This is a genomic window from Micromonospora sp. HUAS YX12 (assembly GCF_040215685.1).
Classification (GTDB): domain Bacteria; phylum Actinomycetota; class Actinomycetes; order Mycobacteriales; family Micromonosporaceae; genus Micromonospora; species Micromonospora tulbaghiae.
Genome location: NZ_CP157974.1, coordinates 5,121,403 through 5,140,583, shown reverse-complemented (window position 1 = coordinate 5,140,583; position 19,181 = coordinate 5,121,403). Strand labels below are relative to the sequence as shown.

Here is a 19,181-nt window from a genome sequence, read left to right as displayed (position 1 = left end):
CCCGGGGAGTGGCCACCTGATTCATCCGACAGGCCGGACTCGTGACGCCGGGTCAGTCCGCGAGCACCCGCTCCACGTACCGGGCGGTCATGGTGGCGAGCACCCGGTCCGGGTCGGTGGCCCACACCTCGGCGTTGAAGATCTCCACCTCTATGTCGCCGGTGTACCCGGCGGCCTCCACCGCGCGGCGCAGCGGCGGGAAGTCGATGTGCCCGTCGCCCATCATGCCGCGGCCGAGCAGCACGTCGGCCGGCAGCGGGGTGAGGAAGTCGCAGACCTGGAAGCTCGCGATCCGGGTTCCGGCGCGGGCGACCTGCCGCCACACGTCCGGATCCCACCAGACGTGGAACGTGTCCACCACGACGCCGACCTGCTCGGACGGGAACGCCTCGGCCAGGTCGAGCGCCTGCCCGAGCGTGGACAGCACCGCCCGGTCGGCGCAGTACATCGGGTGCAGCGGCTCCAGCGCGAGGCGTACGCCGCGCTCACCGGCGTACGGCGCCAGCTCGGCCAGCGCGTCGGCGACCCGCCGCCGGGCGCCGGGCAGGTCACGGGAGCCGGGCGGCAGCCCGCCGACGACCAGCACCAGGCAGGCGGCACGCAGCTCGGCGGCCTCGTCGATCGCGCGCCGGTTGTCCGCGACGGCCTCGGCCCGTCCGGCGGCGTCGGCGGCGGTGAGGAACCCGCCCCGGCACAGCGACGACACCCGTAGCCCGGCGTCCGCGACGAGCCGCGCCGCGGCCGGTACGCCGATCTCGGCCACCGGCTCGCGCCACAGCCCGATCGCCGGGATCCCGGCGCGCACGCAGCCGCCGACCGCCTCCGCCACCGACCAGCGCCGCGTGGTGCGCTGGTTGAGCGACAGCCGGGCCAGCCGGGGGGCGGCGGTCATCCGGGCACGCCCGCGACGTCGAGGTACGCGCGCATCCGCCGCGCCGCCAGTTCCGGGTCGCGCAGCAGCCCGGCGGCGTCGGCCAGCCGGAACGCCTCGACCAGGTGTGGGACGCCGCGCCCGCCGTGCAGGCCGCCGACCATGGTGAAGCCGGGCTGCCGCCCGTTGAGCCAGGACAGGAACGCGATGCCGGTCTTGTAGTACGGCGTGGGCGGGGCGAACAGGTGCCGGGACAGCGGCACCGTCGGGCCGAGGATCGCGCGGAACCCGGCCGGGTCGTCCGCGTCGAGCCGTCCCAGCGCCGCCGACGCGGCCGGGGCGACGGCCGCGAACGCGCCGAGCAGCGCGTGGCTGAACCGCTTCCCGTCGCCCTCGATCAGCTCCGGGTAGTGGTAGTCGTCGCCGGTGTAGACCTTCACCGCGGATGGCAGCAGCTCCCGCAGCCGCACCTCCCGGCCGGCGTCGAGCAGCGACACCTTCACCCCGTCGACCAGGTGGGTGTGGGCGTGCACCAGCGCGGCGAACGTGGCGGTGGCCTCGTCCAGGTCGGTCGAGCCCCAGTAGCCGGACAGCGCCGGGTCGAACATGTCGCCGAGCCAGTGCAGCACCACCGGCGCGCCGGCCTCCCGCAGCACCCGCTCGTAGACGTGCAGGTAGTCGTCCGGCCCGGTGGCGAGCGCGGCGAGGTGCCGGCTGGCCATCAGCACCGGCGTGGCGCCGTACTCCCGGACGACGGTGACCTGCTCGGCGTACGCGGCGACGACCTCGTCGAGCGTGCCGGGCGGATCGGTGAGCTGGTCGGTGCCGGCCCCGGCGACGATGCGCCCGCCGCACGCGGCGGCCTCGGCGGCGCTGCGCCGGATCAGCTCGCGGGTGGCCGCCCAGTCCAGCCCCATGCCGCGCTGCGCGGTGTCCATCGCCTCGGCCACGCCGAGGCCCCACGACCACAGGTCGCGCCGCACCGCGAGCGTCGCGTCCCAGTCCAGGTGCGCCGGGCGGCCGGGGGAGTTGTCGGCGTACGGGTCGGCGACGACGTGCGCCGCCGCGTACGCGATCCGGCCGGCCGGTGGCCTGGACGGCCGTCGCCAGGCGGGGGGTTCCCGCAGCGTCAGCCGTTCGGTGCCGCCGCCCGGAGCGGGCAGCGTGATGCGTGTGCTCACAGGGGGATCTCCTCGATCGTCACCCGCCGCCCCTCGCGGGCCGAGCGCAGCCCGGCCTCGGCCAGTTGCACGCCCCGGGCGCCGGCCAGGAAGTCCCACGGGAACGGCTCGTCGTCGACGACGTGGCGCAGGAACGCCTCCCACTGCACCTTGAACGCGTTGTCGTGCTCGCCGTTGTCGGGCACGGTCTGCCACTGGGCGCGGAACGGCTCGGTGGCCGGCAGGTCGGGGTTCCACACCGGCATCGGGGTGGCGCCCCGGTGCTGGATGCGGCAGTCGCGCAGCCCGGCGACAGCGCTGCCGTGCGTGCCGTCGACCTGGAACTCGACCAGTTCGTCCCGGTGCACGCGGACCGCCCAGGAGGAGTTGATCTGCGCGATGATGCCGCCGGCCAGCTCGAAGATGCCGTACGCGGCGTCGTCGGCGGTGGCCCGGTAACGGGCGCCGGTCTCGTCGACGCGTTCGGGGATGTGCGTGGCGGTGACAGCGGTGACGGCGGTGACCGGGGCGATGATCTGCTCCAGCACGTAGTGCCAGTGCGGGAACATGTCCAGCGTGATGCCGCCGCCGTCCTCGGCGCGGTAGTTCCAGCTCGGGCGCTGCGCGGCCTGCCAGTCGCCCTCGAACACCCAGTAGCCGAACTCGCCGCGCACCGACAGGATCCGGCCGAAGAAGCCGCCGTCGACGAGCCGCTTGAGTTTGCGCAGGCCGGGCAGGAACAGCTTGTCCTGGACGACGCCGGTGCGGACGCCCTTGGCGGCGGCGAGCCGGGCCAGCTCCAGCGAGGCGAGGAACCCCTCGGCGAGCGGCTTCTCGGTGTAGACGTGCTTGCCGGCCTCGATCGCCGCCCGGATCGCCTTCTCCCGCGCGGTGGTCACCTGCGCGTCGAAGTAGATCCGGTGGGCGTCGTCGGCGAGCGCCGCGTCCAGGTCCGTCGTGTACGCGGGCAGCCCGTGCCGGGCGGCGATCTCGGCGAGCCGGTTCTCGTCGCGGCCCACCAGGGTCAGCTCGGGCCAGATGCGGCTGCCGTCGCGGGCCGGCACGCCGCCCTGTTCGCGGATGGCCAGCAGGGACCGGACGAGGTGCTGCCGGTAACCCATCCGGCCGGTGACGCCGTTGAGGATGATGCCGACGGACGTGCGTTCCACTGTGCCTCCCGGCGGTGAATGCGCTTTCAGTAAGCGCTTTCAGGGTGCTACCGTAGCCACGCCGGAACACCGGGTCAAGACGTTCCGCAGGGAGACGCATCGATGTCGCACGTGACGCTGGAAGACGTGGCCAGGGCGGCCGACGTCTCACTGGCCACCGCCTCCCGGGCGCTCAACGGCAGGCGTGTCACCCCGCACCTGCACGACCGTGTCCTGGCCGCCGCCGCGCGCCTCGCGTACACCCCGAACGCCCATGCCCGCGCGCTGGCCGGCGCGTCCCGCCGCAGCGTCGGCGTCGTCTGCCACGACGTCACCGACCCCTACTTCGCCGCCGTCGCCGGCGGCGTCATGCGCGTCGCCGCCGACAACGACCTGCTGGTCATGCTCGCCAGCACGTTCCGCGACCCGGAACGCGAGATCGCGTACGTGTCGATGCTGCGCGCCGAACGCGCACCGGCGATCCTGCTCATCGGCTCCGGGTTCGAGGATCCCCGCTGGGAGCGGGCCATGGCCGCCGAGCTGGCGCCCTACCTCGACGGCGGCGGCCGGGTCGCGGTGGTCAGCCGGCACCGCACCCTGAAGGTCGACAGTGTGCTGCCGGAGAACCGGGCCGGCGCCGCCGAGCTGGCCCGCGCGCTGCTCGGCCTGGGGCACCGCCGCTTCGCGGTGCTCTCCGGCCCGCCCGAGCTGACCACTGTCGCCGACCGGCTCGGCGGGTTCCGCGACGAGCTGGCCGCCGCCGGTGTGCCGCTCGACCCGGCTGCGGTGGCCGAGGCGGCGTTCACCCGCGACGGCGGCTACCGGGCGATGACCGAGCTGCTCGACCGCGGGCTCGGCGCCACCTGCGTGTTCGCCTGCACCGACGTGATGGCCGTCGGCGCGTACGCGGCGTTGCGCGACCGCGGGCTGTCGGTGCCCGGCGACGTCTCGGTCGCCGGATTCGACGACATCCCGGTCGTGCGCGACCTCACCCCGCCGCTGACCACTGTGGCGCTGCCGCTGCACCGGCTGGGCGAGGAGGCGATGAAACTCGCCCTGACCGAGAACACCGGTCGCCGCCGCCGGATCGTGCGCCTGCCCGGCGAGGTGGTGATGCGGGCCAGCACCGCGCCGGCCGGCGCCTGAGCCCGGCCGGTAGGGTGCCGTCATGATCGAGGACACCCCGTGCCGTTGACGAACCCCTGGCTGACCGGGCCGGCGCCGACGAGGAAGCTGGACCGGGACCGCCTGGAGGAACGCATCCTCAACCTGCTGTCGTCGCAGAACATGTGCGTGCTGGCCACGGCCGGGCCGGACGGGCCGCTGGCCACGCCGGTGCGCTACTACCCGCTCGGCTTCACGCTGATGTTCACCGCTGCGCCGCGCTCACCGAAGATGCGCAACATCGCCGCCGATCCGCGGGTCTCCGTCGGCGTCTTCGCGCCGCTGGTCGGGCTGGCCAGCAGCCGCGGCGCGCAGATCTTCGGCACCGCCCGGGTGCTCGCCCCCGACCACCCCGACCGGGCTCACCACTGGGCCGCGTTCCGCTGGGAGAACGAGCACGCCGAGCGGGGCCGGTCGCTGTCCGAGCCGCCCGAGGACCCGCTCGTCGTGATCGAGGCCGACCGGATCGTCTACACCGAACACTGGCTGCGCCGCGAGGGCTACGCCCCGCGTCAGCACTGGCGTCGCTGACGCCGCCCGCCGTTCGTGCGGTGGTGTCGCGGCGGGTGTCGCCCGGGGCTCGACACCCATGGCCGAGACGCCGGGCGTGTCACGTCCGGCGGCGGTCCGCGCGCGCCCGCCAGGGCCGGTGGTGAGCCGGTCCCGGCGGGCGCGAACGGGCGTCAGAACCGCAGGCGGCGCAGGTAGCGGTAGCCCACCTCGGCGGTCCGCTGCGGCGTCACGTCCGGCGTGTCGTTCTCCACGATGTACTCCATCACCTGGTGTCCCCGGAAGATCCGCGCGAAGTCGATCATCCCGGTGCCCAGGTCGGCCATGTCGCCGGTGGCCGGGTCGCGGTCCTTGACGTGGTACTGCAACACCCGCTGCGGCGCCGAGCGGATCACGTCGAGCGTGAAACCCTCCGGGTCGTCGACGCCGTCACCGGAGTTGATGCCGCCGGTGACCGCCCAGTAGATGTCGATCTCCAGGTGCACCAGGCGCGGGTCGAGTTCCTCGGTCAGCACGTCCCACGGCCGGCGGCCGTTGCCGAAGTCGATGGTGAACTCGTGCGCGTGGTTGTGGTAGCCGTACCGCAGGCCCGCCTTGCGCGCGGCGGCGGCCTCGACGTTCATCTGCTCCGCCCAGCGCTTCCAGTCGTCCTCGCGGTCGGAGTTCAGGTACGGCACCACCATGAAGCGCTGGCCCAGCGTACGGGCGTTCGCGATCTTCTGCTCCAGCGCGGCGGCGTCGGCGGCGATGCCGTCGTGGCTGGAGCTGGCCTTGATGCCGATGCCGTCCAGGAATCGGCGCAGCTCCCGCGCGGTACGCCCGAAGTAGCCGAGCGCCAGCTCGACCCGGGGGTAGCCGATGCGGGCCAGGTGCGCCAGCGTCGCGTCGTAGCCGGGCGAGCCGTTCAGCGCGTCGCGGACCGTCCAGAGCTGGAGGCTGATCAGCTCCTTCGGCACCGGGCGCCGGCCGTGGTGGTGCCCGCCGCCGGCCTGGGCCGCCGTCGCGCCGAGCCCGGTGGCGAGCCCGATTCCGGCCAACGCGGCCAGTGAGCCGCGCAGCAGGTCGCGCCGGTCGAGCGACTGCCGCAGCGCGGCGTGTCCGTCATGTCCGTAGCACATGGTCGTACTCCTTTCCCGAGGTCAGGCGGACGGGACCAGGACGACCTGGTCGGTGCCGGTCAGCGCGGGCAGGCCGTCGCTGCCGGTGTCGGTGTAGCTGGCCACGAACACACCGGTGAGGTTGTCGGTCTCCGGGTCGTGGCCCTCCGGGACGGTGGTGGTGATCGAGCCGGTGCAGCCGCTGGCAGTGGTCTGCGGGTGGCCGTGGCTGTCGTGGCCGAGGATGTAGGTGACGGTGACCCGGGCGCAGTCGACCGGCTGGTCGTCGGTGACCCGTACCTCGAAGGTCACCGTGTCGCCGAACGAGAACGGCTGACCCTCGACCGGGTTCACCAGCTCCACCACCGGCGTGGCGTTGCCCACCGCGATCCGTACCTCGGTGGACGCGGACCGGCCGGCCCGGTCGGTCACCTTCAGGGTGGCCCGGTAGAGGCCGTTCTCCCGGTAGGTGAACGTCGGGTTCGGCGCCCGCGAGTCGACCCGGTCGTCGTCGTCCAGATACCACTCGTAGCGCAGTGCGTCGCCGTCGGCGTCCGTCGTGCCGGCGCTGGAGAACGTGACGGTCAGCGGGGCCACCCCGGCGGTGGGCGTGGCCGACGCCTGCGGCACCGGCGTGTGGTTGCCGGTGAAGCCGATGTGGTCGATCCGGGCGAGCTGCGCGTCCGGGTTCTCACTGAAGTAGCCGTCGCCGTACTCCAGCACGTAGAGCGCGCCGTCCGGGCCGAACTCCAGGTCCATCGGGTTGTCGAAGACGACCGAGGGCAGCACCGGCTCGATCCCGGTCACCGCGCCGCGGGCGTCCTGCCGGAACGCCTTGACGTAGTCGCGGGTCCACTCGTGGAACAGCGGAAGCCCGTCGTAGTACGACGGCCAGGCCACCGCGGTGCGGCCCCGGGTGGCGCGGCGGTCGAACTCGTACGCCGGGCCGGCCATCGGGCCGATGCCGCCGTTGCCGAGTTCCGGGAACTGCGGCGAGATGCCATAGGTGTACGCCACCTGCGGCTTCTGCACCGGCGGCAGCTTGCGCAGCCCGGTGTTGTGCGGCGACTCGTTCACCGGCGCGGCGCAGTCGAACGGCGCCCCGGACTGCCCGGTGGCGAAGTCGTAGTCGACGTAGGGCAGCGCGTCGGTGGCGCAGTACGGCCAGCCGAAGTTGCCGGGCTTGCGGGTGGCGAGCCACTTGCCGTGCCCGGACGGTCCACGGTTCGGGTCCGCCGCTCGCGCGTCCGGCGAGTAGTCCGCCACGTACAGCTCACCGGTCGTGCGGTTCAGCTCGATCCGGAACGGGTTGCGCAGCCCCATCAGGTAGATCTCCGGGCGGGTACCCGCCGTGCCCCGGCGGAACAGGTTGCCGTCCGGCACCGTGTACGACCCGTTCGGTCCCACCCGGATCCGCAGGATCTTGCCGCGCAGGTCATTGGTGTTGGCCGAGGTGCGCTGCGCGTCGTACGCGGGGTTGCGGCCGGGCCGCTCGTCGATCGGCGTGTAGCCGCCGGACTCGAACGGGTTGGTGTCGTCGCCGGTGGACAGGTAGAGGTTGCCCTTGGCGTCGAAGACGATGTCGCCACCCACGTGGCAGCAGATGCCCCGGTCCACCGGCACGTCGAGGATCTTCTGCTCGGTGCGCAGGTCCAGTGTGTCCTTGACCAGCCGGAACCGGGACAGCCGCAGGACACCCCGGAACGGCGCGAAGTCCTCGGCGGTGCCCCAGCCGGGCGCGTCGCCCTCGTTGACGTCCGGCGTGGCCGGGTCGTCGACGGGTGTGTTCATCGGCGGGGAGTAGTAGAGGTAGACCCAGTTGTTGCCGCCCCGGCCGAAGCCCGGGTCGACGGCGACGTTCTGCAGGCCCTCCTCGTCGTGGCGGTAGACGTCGAGCGTGGCGGCGATCGTGTTGCGGCCGGTCGCCGGGTTGTGCAGCCAGACCTCGCCGGCGCGGGTCACGTGCAGCACCCGGCGGTCGGGCAGCACCGCCAGGTCCATCGGCTCACCGGGAGTGTCGTTGAGGGTCACCTTCTGGAAGTCGCTGTCCGGCGGTGGGGCGGCGGTGGCGGGGGCGGCGGTGGCGACGGTGGGGGTGGCGACGAGGGCCGTGGCGGTGAGAGTGGCCACGGCGAGCGCGAATCGTCTGGTCAACTGCCTCTCCTTGCTGGGGACGGGTCGGGCAGGTGGTGGGGCCGGTTCTCCTTCGCGGGTGGTGCGGGCACGGCGGCTACGCCACGCCGGGAGGTGGGAGGAGTGGGGGCGAAACGTCATCGCCTGGCGCCGACGCTACAAAAGCCATGTCGATATGTCTATAGCTTTCATCGGTGCCGCTATAACTTTCGTCGAGCTTGGACGAAAGTGCGGACCGCCTCCGGAGGTGCCGCATGGCATGCTCGGGACGTGGCCCGCTACGACGTCGCTCTCGTCCTGCTCGTCGACCCGACCGGCGCGATCCTCATGCAGCACCGCGACGGCAACGCGCCGGTGTCCCCGTACCAGTGGAGCCTGCCCGGCGGCAGCATCGAGCCCGGCGAGGCACCGGAGCAGGCCGCCCGGCGCGAGCTACGCGAGGAGACCGGGCTGACCGCCGGTGAGCTGCACCTGCTGTGGAGCGGGCCCCGCCCGCACGAGGAGGGCTTCGCGCACACCGTCACCGTGTACGTCTTCCGCGGCGCCACCGACGCCCGGCAGGAGGACGTGGTGCTCGGCGAAGGGCAGGCGATGGTCTTCGTGCCGCGTGACCAGGTGCTCGACCGGGACCTGGCGGTGAGCGCGGCCAAGGTGCTGCCGCTGCACCTCGCGGAAACCGCCTAGCCTGCGGTCAGCGCCGCGGCCAGCACGCCGGCGAACCGGGGGAGCAGCTCGTCGTCGGGCAGATGATCCGGGTTGATCTCGGTGACCGACAGCCCGGCGAACCGCGGGCTCGCCGCCAGCTCCGCAAGCGTCGCCGCCGCCTCGCCGAGGCTGAGCCCGAACGGCTCCGGCACGTCCGCCAGCGGCGCGTCCACGAAACTCAGCACGTCCACGTCGAAGTGCACGACGAACCGGTCGGCCGCGCCCTCGGCCACCGACCGGGCCCGGCGCGCCGCCGCCCGCGCGTCGGCGTGCACCTCGTCGGCCGGCACGTAGGCAAGCCCCAGCTCCGCCACCAGCTCGCGCTCGTGGTCACCCCGGGGCAGCGAGTCCCCGTACACCACCACGCGCTCCGGCGACAGCAGCGGCACCTCCGGCCCGACGCCCGCCACCTCGGGCAGCGTCCCCGGCAACCCGAGCATGTGCGCCAGCCCCATCGCGTCCAGGTTGCCGTTCGCGCGGGTCACCGGCGTGTAGAGGTCCGGGCCGCCGTCCACGTAGACCAGCGCCGGTGCCAGCCCGGCCCGCGCGCAACCCGCGACCAGGCCGACAGTCACTGTGCAGTCGCCGCCGAGCACCAGCGGCGCACGCCCCCGGCGTACCGCCGCCGCGACCCGGTCGGCCACCGCCGAGGCGACGGCAGCCACCGCGCCCGCGTTCTGACCTCGGGGGTACGACGGATCCGGCCGCCACCGGAAGCCCGGCACGTCGCCGGCGTCCTCGGCATCGGCGCCCAGCAGGTCGAGCAGGCCGGCGGCGCGCAGGGCGGCGGGTGCGCGCTCGATGCCCGGGGTGTGGGCGCCAGCGCTCGACGGCGCCCCGACGACCGTCCACTGACGAGGGTCCATCGCCCCACCCTAACCTCGGGTGGACCTGACACTGGGATCAGCGCAGCACCAGCAGGTCCAGCGCGTCGATCACCGGCCCGGTGTCCGCCTGTGCTGCTTCGCGCAACCGCCGGACGCCCGCGGCGTACTCCGCATCGGTGATGAGCTGAAGCGGCGTGTGCGCCTCCCGGCGCAGGCCGGCCGCCGCCTCCCGCAGCGACGGCGCGGTGACCTGCGGAACCTGCTCGACCACCGCGGTGGCGAACCCGGCGGCGGCGAAGGCGGCCTCGACGTCGGTGATCCCGGGATACGTGTCCAGCACGCGGACCGCCTCGGGGAAGTAGTCGAACAGCGTGATCGCCTCGTGTCGTCCGGCGAACGCGGACCGGATCAGCACCGGGGCTCCGGGCCGCAGCACCCGGCGCAGCTCGCGCGCCGCGGTGGCCAGGTCGGGCACGTGATGAATGACTGTGGACAGCCAGGCGCCGTTGACGCTGTCGCTCGCGAGCGGGATGTGCCCGGCGTCGCCGGCCACGACCGGCGCGAACGCGCAGCGGGTGCGCATCGCCGCCGACGGTTCGACGGCGACGACCTCGACGCCGGGAAACCAGGTGGTGAAGGCGTGGGCCCAGCTGCCGGTGCCGGCGCCCAGGTCGAGCACGCGCATACCGGGACGCGGGTCGAGGTGGCGGGTGACGGAGGCGCGCCAGGCGGTGAGGCCGTCGTCGGTGAGGTGACGGGTGGCGGCGAACGCCTCGGCGTCCGCGTCGTGGTAGGCGATGCGGGCCATGCCGCTCAGCCAACTATGCGGCGGGCCGGCGGAGCAAGCACTGTGGCGCACCACGCACCGCACCGCGGTCGGCTGCTCGCCGCCCAGGCTCAGGCGGGAAAAGCCCCCGCCCGCAGCAGCGCGCCCGGGAGCTGCTTACCGAGTCTGCGTTCCAGCCAGGAGGCGGTCGAGGTGATCTCCTCCAGGTTCAGACCGGTGGGTTGCCCCATCCGGTCGAAGAGGTAGACGAGATCCTCGGTGGCGACGTTTCCGGTCGCCGCCGGCGCGAACGGGCAGCCGCCGGCTCCGCCGATGCTGGCGTCGAGGGTGGTGACGCCCGCCTGGACCGCCGCGACCGCGTTGGCCACGCCGGTGTGCCGGGTGTCGTGCAGGTGCAACCGCAGTGGTGTCCGCGATTGCGTGACCTCCCGGGCGAGCGCCAACCGGTCGGTGACGTCGGACGGTACGGCCACCCCGATGGTGTCGGCGAGAGCCAGCTCGTCGGGGCCGGCGTCCCGCACCCGGGTGAGTACCTCCCGCAATCGGCCCGGCGGAACCTCGCCTTCGAACGGACACCCGAACGCCGCGCCGACGGTCACCGTCGTGAACACCCCTGCCGCGCCGGCCGCCCGCACCAGCTCGGCCGCCGTGTCGCACGCCTGCGCCGTGGTCATGCCCTGGTTGCGGCCGCAGAAGGTGTCCGTGGCCACGACGACGACGTTGATCTCGTCGACGCCCGCGTCCAGCGCCCGGTCCAGGCCGCGGCGGTTCATCACCAGGCCCGCGTACCGGACGCCGGCGTGGCGGGGAACCGCGGCCATCAGCTCGTCCGCGTCCGCCATCTGCGGCACCCGGGCGGGGTTGACGAAGCTGGTCACCTCGACCCGCCGGGCTCCCGCCCGTACCGCCCGGTCGACGAGCTCGATCTTGTCGTCGGTGGTGAGGACCGTCGACTCGTTCTGCAGGCCGTCGCGGGGCGACACCTCCACGATGTCGATGCCGGCGGTCATCGGTCCTCCGACAGGTAGGCGACGGCGTCGGCCTCGCTGATCACCTCGGCATACTTGGCCTGCAGGTCGAACAGGCTCGCCTCGTGCGGGCCGGCGGCGCGGTCCGCGACCGCCTCCCGGACCACCAGCGGGACGAAACCGTGCTGCATCGCGTCCACCGCGGTGGCGCGCACACAACCGCTCGTGCTGACGCCGACCAGCACGACGGTGTCGATGTGCGCCGCGCGCAGGGTGGACGCCAGGGACGTGCCGAAGAAGGCGCTGGCGTACTGCTTGACCAGCACCAGCTCGTCGTCGGCGGGGGAGACCTCTGGCATCGGTTGCCCCATCGCGCCACCGCCGTCGACGAGCTGCCGGAGGGCGGGGACCTTCCGGACGAACAGACCTCCGTCGACACCGCCGGGCCCGTAGGCGACGCGGGTGTGCAGCACGGGGATCCGGTGGCCGCGAGCCGCGGCGACGACCCGGCCGGCCGGCCGTAGGCAGTCGGTGGACGGCAGGCACAGCGGGCTGGCCGGGTCGAAGTAGGCCCGCATCAGGTCGATGGCGAGCACGGCGGGACGGGCGCCGGGCGGGAGCGCACCCCCGAATCCGTCGTCGCTGCCGGCCGGAGCGGGGTTCATCGGGCGACGGGCGGCCGGGGAGCGGGAAGGCCCGTCTTCTCCAGGCACCGGTCCAGGACCGTCTCGATCGGCGGCCCCATGTCGAACGTGGGCAGGGGGTCGGGGCGTCCGCGGCGCAGCTCGGCCCGTACCTCCTCGGTGGCCGCGACGTCGACGGCGCCGGCCTCGTCGCAGACCACGCCGTAGCGACGGGCGCCCGCGGGGGTGACCAGGCCCCGGCGGACCTCGAGGCCGACCAGTTCCGGGTCGCGGGCGAGCGGGTCACCCCACCCGCCGCCGCCCCAGGTGACGAAGTGCAGCACGTCCCCCGGGGCCACGGGCACGTCGTGCACCTTGCTGCCCAGGATCTCGGTGCCGCCGTCGGCGCGTTCGAGCCACTTGCGGCCACGCGCACCCGGCTCGCCGCCGTTGACCCCCCACGGATAGGTCAGCCAGCGGTCGTCGTGGATCGCGATCGTGCCGGCCTCCAGGAACCGGTAGGCCACGTCGACGCCGTTCCCGCCGCGGTGCAGTCCAGCGCCGCCGGTGTCCGCGATGGTCTCCCAGCGTTCGATGCGCAACGGGTAGTAGGACTCCAGGTACTCGCACGGGATGTTGACGAACGACGGCCACAGCGAGTGGCCGTCCGGGCCGTCTCCCACGGGCCGGCCCGGGATGCCGCCGAATCCGATGGAGTAGAGCTGGAACCATTCGCCCTTGCGCTCACCGGGCCCGTAGGTGCCCGAATACATGAAGTGCGGTGACGACGAGAATCCGGCGGCGTTGAGCAGCCCGGGGTTCGTCTGGCCGAGCAGGCCGCCGAACAGGTCGAAGACGCGTCCGATGCCGTGGTTGCGCGCGTTGAGGGCGGCGGGGTACGCGGGCTTCCAGAACGAGTCGTCGGGGATCGTGACGTCGACCAGCGGGTAGAAGCCGTCGTTCCAGAGGATCTGCGGGTCGGCGACGGTGATCATGTAGATCCCGAAGAACATCCGGACGAGGTTCTCGTTGATGTAGTAGTTGATCGGGCCCTGCGCCTGCGGGCTGCTGCCGGTGAAGTCCAGCAGCACCTTCTCGCCGTTCCGGGTCAGGCTGAGCTTGAGCTCGTAGGGTCCGTAGCCGAGCCCGTCGTCGCAGATGTAGTCGGTGAACGAGAGCGTCTCGCCCTCGGCGAACACCGCCTCGAGCAACACCTTCATGGCCCGGTAGTTGCGGTCGAGGAGCTGGTCGAGCGCGGAGTTGTAGGTGTCCACCCCGAACCGGGCGCACATCTCCTGGACCCGACGGGAAGCGGTCCGGCAGGCCGCGACGATCCCGTTGAGGTCCGCCCGGTTCCAGTCGGGCTTGCGCACCTGGTTGAGGATGATCCGCAGGGCGTCCTCGGCGAGCACCCCCTTGCGGTACAGCTTGAAGGGCGGGATGACCACGCCCTCCTCGAAGATGGTGCGGGCGTCGGTCGGCATCGACGCGGGGGTCTTGCCGCCGACGTCGGACATGTGCCCGAACATCGCCGCCCAGCCCACGATCCGTCCGTCGAAGAAGATGGGCAGCACCACGAGCCAGTCGTTCGCGTGGCTGATCGCGGCGCCGCAGGAGTACGGGTCCGACGTCAGCAGGACGTCGCCCTCCTCGATGTCGCCGTCGAAGTTCTCCAGGAAGTCGGGGATGGACAGCCCGAACTGTCCCACCATCATCTTCCCGTCGCGGTTGGCGATCAGCGGGAACTCGTCGTGCTGCTCCCGGATTCCCGGCGACAGCGCGGTCCGGAAGAGCACCTCGTCCATCTCGTAGCGGGCGTTGCGCAGCCCGTTCTCGATCAGGTCGAGGGTGACCACGTCGACGTCCACGGAGCGAAGTGGTCCGGTAGCGGTCTCGATGAGGCGTGCCATGGTCAGCTCTCCGTGGTGGTGTCGACGGGACGGATGAGGAGGCTGCCGCTGGGGTGCACGGTGGCCGTGTGCCCGGGCAGAACGAGGGTGGTGGAGTCCATCTCGGTGATGATCGCCGGGCCCGGTACGACGTTGCCCGCGCGCAGCAGGGCCCGGTCGTAGCCGCCGGCCTCGGCCTCGGCGCCGTCGACCCAGATGCGGTGGTGGGCCCGCAGCGCGGGGCTCGGGTCCGCGTCGCCGGGTTCGACCTCGGGCGCGGCGACCTGCGGCCGCGGACCGTGCGCGGTGGCCCGGACGGTCACCAGTTCGTGTTCGGCGTCCAGGACGAAGGAGAACAGTCGCTGGTGATCGGCGTCGAACGCCGACCGCAGGGCGGCGAGCCCACCGCCGGTCCCGTCGAAGGCGTCGATGTCGACGGCCACGGGGATCTCGAAACCCTGTCCGTGGTAGCGGAGGTCGGCGGAGTAGACGACCCGCTGATCCTCGGTGGGGACGCCCTGCTCGCCGAGGGTGGCGCACGCCTTGCCGGCGAGTTCGTCCAGGACGGCGCGCAGGCTCTCGTCGGTGAGTTCGCTGAAGCGGCGTACCAGCGTCCGCACCGACTCGTCCCGCAGGTTGGTCGTCGCGTCGCCGTAGGCGCACAGCACCCCGGGCGACGGCGGGATGATCACCGGCCAGGCTCCGGTCAGCCTGCCCAGGGCGTTGGCGTGCAGCGGACCGGCACCACCGAAGGCCACCAGCGCGTAGTCGCGCGGGTCGAAGCCCTGCTGCACCGACACCAGCCGCAGCGCGCCGAACATGTTCTCGTTGACGATGTCGATGATGCCCGCGGCGGCGGCCTCCACCGACTCCAGCCCGGTGGCGTCAGCGATCGACTTCACGGCCGCCCGCGCCGCCGCGCGGTCCAGCCTGATCTCGCCCCCGGCCAGGTCGGTGGGCAGGTAGCCGAGCACGACGTTCGCGTCGGTCACCGTCGGCTGGTCGCCGCCCGCCGCGTACGCGGCCGGGCCGGGGGCGGCGCCGGCCGACTGGGGGCCCACGCGCAGCGCCTGGGTCAGCGGTGGCACGTGGGCGATGGATCCGCCTCCGGCGCCCACCGTCCGAACGTCGACGGAGGTGGCCCGCACCTTCAGGTCCCCGACGGTGGTCTCCCGACCCACCCGCGGCGACAACCCCTGGACCAACGCGACGTCGGTGGAGGTGCCGCCCATGTCGAAGGTCAGGAAGTCCCGGTAGCCCGCCTGCTCCGCCACCCACGTCGCCCCGGTCACCCCGCCGGCGGGGCCCGACAGCAGCAGGTTCACCGGGTTGTCCGCGGCGACCGAGGCGGAGACCAGACCGCCGTCGCTGCGCAGGATGCACAGCCGTCCGTCCACCCCCGACTCGCGCAGCTGCGCCTCGAGGTTCGCCACGTAGCGCGCCACCTGCGGCTGCACGGCGGCGTTCGCGACGGTGGTGATGGTCCGCTCGTACTCGCGCAGCTCCGGCAGCACCGACGACGACAACGACACCGGTACGCCCGGAAGCTCCTCGCCGGCCAGCTCGGCCACCCGGCGCTCGTGCTCCGGGTTGGCGTAGGAGTTGATGAGGCTGACGCTCAACGCCTCGATGCCCTGCGTACGCAGCCTGCGCAGCTTCGCGCGGACGTCCGCCTCGTCGAGTGCGGTCACCACCGCGCCGTCGGCGCCGATCCGGCCGCGTACCTCCACGGTGTCCTCCAGGGCCGCCAGCGGCTCCGGCTTCGGCCAGATGATCCAGCCGGCGAGGCCCCCCGGCACGAACGACCGGGCGATCTGGAGCACCTGCCGGAAGCCGTCGGTGGTGACCAGCCCGACCCGGGCGCCCTTGCCCTCGAGGATCGCGTTCGTGGCGACCGTGGTGCCGTGGAACACCTCGGCGATCTCCGACATGGGCACGCCGGCCGCCGCGCAGGCCCGCTCGATGCCCCGCAGCACCCCGATGGACTGGTCCTCGGGCGTGGAGGAGGTCTTGGCCCGGTAGGTGTCTCCCGTCGCCTCGTCGATCAGCAGGATGTCGGTGAACGTTCCCCCCACGTCCACACCGAGCCGGTAGGTCATGGTTCCTCCTCAGATGACGCCGGCGGAACGCAGCGACGCGATCGCGTCGTCGTCGAGTCCCAGCAGGTCGCGGTAGATGTCTTCGTTGTGCTCGCCGAGCTCGGGGCCGACGTGCCGGACCCGGCCCGGGCTGTCGGAGAGCCTGGGTACGACGTTGTGCATGGCGAACTCGCCGAGGTCCGGATGGGTCAGCCGGACGATCGCCTCCCGCGCGGCGAAGTGCGGGTCCACGAGCATGTCCCTGGCCCGGAAGATGCGGCCCGCCGGCACGCCGTGCGCGTGCAGCCGCTCGAGCAGGTCGTCGGACGCGAGCGTGGAGCTCCACTCGGCGATCAGGCCGTCCAGCTGCTCCATCCACCGCCCGCGGGCGCCGTGCGTGGCGTACCTCTCGTCGGTGGCCAGTTCCGCCCGTCCCATCGCCTCGGCAAGGCGGCGGAACACCGTGTCCTGGTTCGCCGCGATCAGCACCATCTCGCCGTCGGCGGTCGGGTAGACGTTGCTCGGGGACACGTTCGGCAGGGTCGTCCCGGTCCGCTCCCGCTGGTAGCCGGCGATCTGGTACTCGGGGACGAGTGACTCCATCATCGCCAGCACGGCCTCGTAGATGGCCGAGTCCACCACCTGGCCCCGGCCGGTGCGTCCGCGCTGGTGCAACGCCACCAGGGTGCCCAGGCAGGCGAACGTCGCCGCGAGGGAGTCGCCCAGGGAGACGCCCGCTCGGGCCGGGGGGCGATCCGGGTCGCCCGTCACGTACCGGATCCCGCCCATCGCCTCACCGATCGAGCCGTATCCGGCGCGGGAGGAGTAGGGGCCCGTCTGGCCGAAGCCGGTCACCCGGGTGACGACCAGGCCGGGGTTGATCTCCCACAGGCGCTCCGGGGCGAGGCCCCACCGCTCCAGCGTGCCCGGCCGGAAGTTCTCGATCAACACGTCCGCCCGCGCGACGAGCCGGCGTACCAGGTCCTGTCCCTCTGCGGTCCGCAGGTTCGCGGTCACGGACTTCTTGTTCCGCGCCACCACCGGCCACCAGAGCGACTTCCCGTACGGCTTCTCGCGTCCCCACTGCCGCATGGGGTCACCCTGACCCGGGTCCTCGACCTTGATCACCTCGGCGCCGAAGTCACCCAGGAGCTGGCCGCAGAACGGTCCCGCCAGTAGCTGGCCGAGCTCGATCACCCGGACGTCGTCAAGCGGCAGTGGAGTGGTCATGCATCCCTCAATCAGCGTCTTTTGCATGCAATCAGCCGGACCTGTGACCGTCGTTACATCAGCCTGTGCGGGGAAAGTAGGCTTGTGCCGCTCGTGCTGTCAATGGTCCGTGGGCTCATTGCATACAACCTGCCGCGTTGTTACCGTGCGGAGCATCATGAGTGACCGCACCGGGCTGCGGGAGGCCGACAACGGCCACGCCGCCGACCACGCCTACCGGCTGATCCGGGAACAGATCCTGTCCGGGCAGCGCTCGGCCGGCGAGTGGCTTCGTGAGGGCGAGCTGGCCGAGTCGATCGGGGTGAGCCGGACACCGGTCCGGGAGGCGCTCCGGCGGCTCACCGCCGAGGGGCTGGTCCGCCACGAACGCAACCGCGGCGTGCAGGTCCAGGCCTGGAGCATCCACGATCTCGACGAGATCTTCAGCCTGCGGTCGGTGCTGGAGCCCTGGGGCTGTCGACTGGCGGCCACCACCGGCACCGTCGACGTGGCCGCGCTCGACGCGCTGGCCCACCGGATGGACGAGGTCGCGCCGGGCGGACGACCGACCGACGTGGACCAGCTCACCGAGCTGAACAACCAGTTCCACCGGATGATCCTCGAGGCGTCCGACAACAGCCGCCTCGCCGGCGTCGTCTCCTCGGTGATCCAGATGCCGCTCGTCTGGCGGACCTTCTCCCACTACAGCCCCGAGGCCCTGCGCCGCAGCCTGGCTCACCACCACGAACTGGTGGCGGCACTCACCGCGGCCGACCCCGACTGGGCCGAATCGGTCATGCGCAGCCACGTGCGGGCGGCATGGCATTCCATCCGCCCGGATCACGACCTGTGACGTGGTGTAGGCCGCCTGCGTCAGGTTCGGCGCGGTGGTGATTCGCCCGATGGGGATGAGGCCGGCTCACCCTCCGTCCTAGCAGGCTGTTCAGGTACCAGTTCGCTCAACGAAGCGATGTGATGCGTACCAGCCGTTCGACGGTGATCTGGCCGGAGAGGGGAATCAGGTGGAATACGAGGATTTCGTTGATGCAGTGGCCACGCGAGCAAAGGTTTCGACCGATCAGGCGGCGACACTGACCGGCGTGACGTTGGAGACGTTGGCGGATCGGATCAGCGCCGGCCAGGCTGAGGACCTCGCCTATCAGCTTCCGGATCGACTTGCCGATCACCTGAGCAGACCGCTCGGAGGGGAAATGGCCGCCGCGTTCGGGCTCGACGAATTCGTGCAGCGGGTGGGGGATCGTCCGGGGGTCGACCGTGCGGTCGCCGGTGCCGGGGTCCGCGCGGTGCTCACCACCCTACGTGAGGCCGTGACCCGAGACGAGTTCGAGGACGCCATGGCCCAACTTCCCGAGGAGTTCTCGCAGGTGATCGAACCGGTGGGGGCCGGTGGCGGGCGGCGCCGCGGCTCGTAGCGCGTTGGGGTGAGATTCGGCTGCGGGGGAAGACCTCCGCCCACACGCGGCCCTGCGCTGACGAGGTCACCGAGGCATTATGTGAGGTGCTCACGTGACGGTCCCTCCTGGTCGTTGCGTTGACGAGCCACGTCGAGCAGGCGGCCGAGAGCTGCGCGGGTCCGGCCGGTTGCGGTGGCGAGAGCACCGAGCGGGTCGGCGTGCCGGCGGTTGGCGAGGTCCTCGTAGACCGCGAGCAGGTCGGCCTCGAACCCGTTCGCGGTCGCACCGCGGGCCTGGGCCAGCTCGGCGAGTCGCCGCTCGATGTAGCGGCCCACCATCACCTGGTAGGCGCCGGCGCTGGGCATGTCGTGGAACTCCGCCACCATGTCGTCGACCTGCCGGCCGATCCGGTGCAGGACGGACGACGTGATGCCGTGCCGGCGTACCTCGGGGGTTGCCTCGTCGGAGATGCGGATGACGACCTCGTCCGGGCCGTTGATCTCGTGCGATCCGGTGTCGCTGTTCCAGCGGGCCGTGACGGCAAAGCCGTCGTCGCGCCGGGACAGTTCGAGGGGCCGGTCGGGCACGGCGTGGAGG

18 protein-coding genes are annotated in these 19,181 nt (G+C 72.5%); 5 read left to right on the top strand and 13 right to left on the bottom strand.

The window, feature by feature from the left end; genetic code table 11:
- Positions 1-52 precede the first annotated feature (52 nt).
- The 3 genes from ABIH81_RS24510 to ABIH81_RS24500 are packed head-to-tail and all read right to left on the bottom strand — an operon-like array spanning position 53 to position 3,200.
- Positions 53-892: a sugar phosphate isomerase/epimerase family protein gene (locus tag ABIH81_RS24510; RefSeq protein WP_349877232.1), complete on the bottom strand. Its 840-nt coding sequence runs from the start codon at positions 890-892 to the stop codon at positions 53-55.
- The gene (locus ABIH81_RS24505; protein ID WP_349877231.1) at positions 889-2,052 is read right to left on the bottom strand and encodes a dihydrodipicolinate synthase family protein; all 1,164 of its coding nucleotides are present in this window, start codon (positions 2,050-2,052) and stop codon (positions 889-891) included. The genes ABIH81_RS24510 and ABIH81_RS24505 overlap by 4 nt, the downstream gene beginning before the upstream one ends.
- Positions 2,049-3,200 carry a Gfo/Idh/MocA family oxidoreductase gene (locus tag ABIH81_RS24500; RefSeq protein WP_349877230.1) on the bottom strand — a complete coding sequence of 384 codons (1,152 nt, stop codon included), beginning with the start codon at positions 3,198-3,200 and terminating at the stop codon, positions 2,049-2,051. The genes ABIH81_RS24505 and ABIH81_RS24500 overlap by 4 nt, the downstream gene beginning before the upstream one ends.
- Before the next feature lie 102 nt (positions 3,201-3,302).
- Between ABIH81_RS24500 and ABIH81_RS24495 the strand changes: the two genes are divergently transcribed.
- A complete protein-coding gene (locus ABIH81_RS24495) occupies positions 3,303-4,325 on the top strand; it encodes a LacI family DNA-binding transcriptional regulator (RefSeq protein WP_349877229.1) in 1,023 nt (340 codons plus the stop codon).
- Positions 4,326-4,364: 39 nt separating this feature from the next.
- Positions 4,365-4,874: a pyridoxamine 5'-phosphate oxidase family protein gene (locus tag ABIH81_RS24490; protein WP_349877228.1), complete on the top strand. Its 510-nt coding sequence runs from the start codon at positions 4,365-4,367 to the stop codon at positions 4,872-4,874.
- Between the two features lie 152 nt (positions 4,875-5,026).
- Here ABIH81_RS24490 and ABIH81_RS24485 read toward each other — a convergent pair whose 3' ends face one another.
- Both ABIH81_RS24485 and ABIH81_RS24480 read right to left on the bottom strand, forming a co-directional pair.
- A complete protein-coding gene (locus ABIH81_RS24485) occupies positions 5,027-5,971 on the bottom strand; it encodes a sugar phosphate isomerase/epimerase (RefSeq protein WP_349877227.1) in 945 nt (314 codons plus the stop codon).
- Positions 5,972-5,992: 21 nt separating this feature from the next.
- Positions 5,993-8,104, bottom strand: coding sequence for a PQQ-dependent sugar dehydrogenase (locus ABIH81_RS24480; RefSeq protein ID WP_349877226.1), 2,112 nt, complete (start codon positions 8,102-8,104; stop codon positions 5,993-5,995).
- Positions 8,105-8,353: 249 nt separating this feature from the next.
- On the opposite strand from ABIH81_RS24480, the gene ABIH81_RS24475 reads away from it, so the two are divergent.
- Positions 8,354-8,767, top strand: coding sequence for an NUDIX domain-containing protein (locus ABIH81_RS24475; RefSeq protein WP_349877225.1), 414 nt, complete (start codon positions 8,354-8,356; stop codon positions 8,765-8,767).
- On the opposite strand, the gene ABIH81_RS24470 is transcribed toward ABIH81_RS24475, so the two are convergent.
- The 7 genes from ABIH81_RS24470 to ABIH81_RS24440 form a co-directional block, all read right to left on the bottom strand.
- The gene (locus ABIH81_RS24470; RefSeq protein ID WP_349877224.1) at positions 8,764-9,654 is read right to left on the bottom strand and encodes an arginase family protein; all 891 of its coding nucleotides are present in this window, start codon (positions 9,652-9,654) and stop codon (positions 8,764-8,766) included. The genes ABIH81_RS24475 and ABIH81_RS24470 overlap by 4 nt on opposite strands.
- 37 nt (positions 9,655-9,691) lie before the next feature.
- Positions 9,692-10,423: a class I SAM-dependent methyltransferase gene (locus ABIH81_RS24465; protein WP_349877223.1), complete on the bottom strand. Its 732-nt coding sequence runs from the start codon at positions 10,421-10,423 to the stop codon at positions 9,692-9,694.
- Between the two features lie 89 nt (positions 10,424-10,512).
- Entirely contained in the window at positions 10,513-11,412 is a 900-nt protein-coding gene (locus ABIH81_RS24460) for a hydroxymethylglutaryl-CoA lyase (protein ID WP_349877222.1), read from the bottom strand.
- Entirely contained in the window at positions 11,409-12,035 is a 627-nt protein-coding gene (locus ABIH81_RS24455; RefSeq protein ID WP_349877221.1) for an isochorismatase family protein, read from the bottom strand. The genes ABIH81_RS24460 and ABIH81_RS24455 overlap by 4 nt, the downstream gene beginning before the upstream one ends.
- The gene (locus ABIH81_RS24450; RefSeq protein WP_349877220.1) at positions 12,032-13,903 is read right to left on the bottom strand and encodes a hydantoinase B/oxoprolinase family protein; all 1,872 of its coding nucleotides are present in this window, start codon (positions 13,901-13,903) and stop codon (positions 12,032-12,034) included. The genes ABIH81_RS24455 and ABIH81_RS24450 overlap by 4 nt, the downstream gene beginning before the upstream one ends.
- A 2-nt stretch (positions 13,904-13,905) precedes the next feature.
- Complete coding sequence (locus ABIH81_RS24445; RefSeq protein ID WP_349877219.1) at positions 13,906-15,981, bottom strand: hydantoinase/oxoprolinase family protein; 2,076 nt, start codon at positions 15,979-15,981, stop codon at positions 13,906-13,908.
- Between the two features lie 9 nt (positions 15,982-15,990).
- Complete coding sequence (locus ABIH81_RS24440) at positions 15,991-17,190, bottom strand: CoA transferase (protein WP_349877218.1); 1,200 nt, start codon at positions 17,188-17,190, stop codon at positions 15,991-15,993.
- 157 nt (positions 17,191-17,347) lie between these two features.
- On the opposite strand from ABIH81_RS24440, the gene ABIH81_RS24435 reads away from it, so the two are divergent.
- A complete protein-coding gene (locus tag ABIH81_RS24435; RefSeq protein ID WP_349877217.1) occupies positions 17,348-18,022 on the top strand; it encodes a GntR family transcriptional regulator in 675 nt (224 codons plus the stop codon).
- 169 nt (positions 18,023-18,191) lie between these two features.
- A complete protein-coding gene (locus ABIH81_RS24430; RefSeq protein ID WP_349877216.1) occupies positions 18,192-18,602 on the top strand; it encodes a DUF2267 domain-containing protein in 411 nt (136 codons plus the stop codon).
- A 77-nt stretch (positions 18,603-18,679) separates the two neighbouring features.
- Here ABIH81_RS24430 and ABIH81_RS24425 read toward each other — a convergent pair whose 3' ends face one another.
- The gene (locus ABIH81_RS24425; RefSeq protein ID WP_349877215.1) at positions 18,680-19,171 is read right to left on the bottom strand and encodes a hypothetical protein; all 492 of its coding nucleotides are present in this window, start codon (positions 19,169-19,171) and stop codon (positions 18,680-18,682) included.
- Positions 19,172-19,181: the final 10 nt, after the last annotated feature.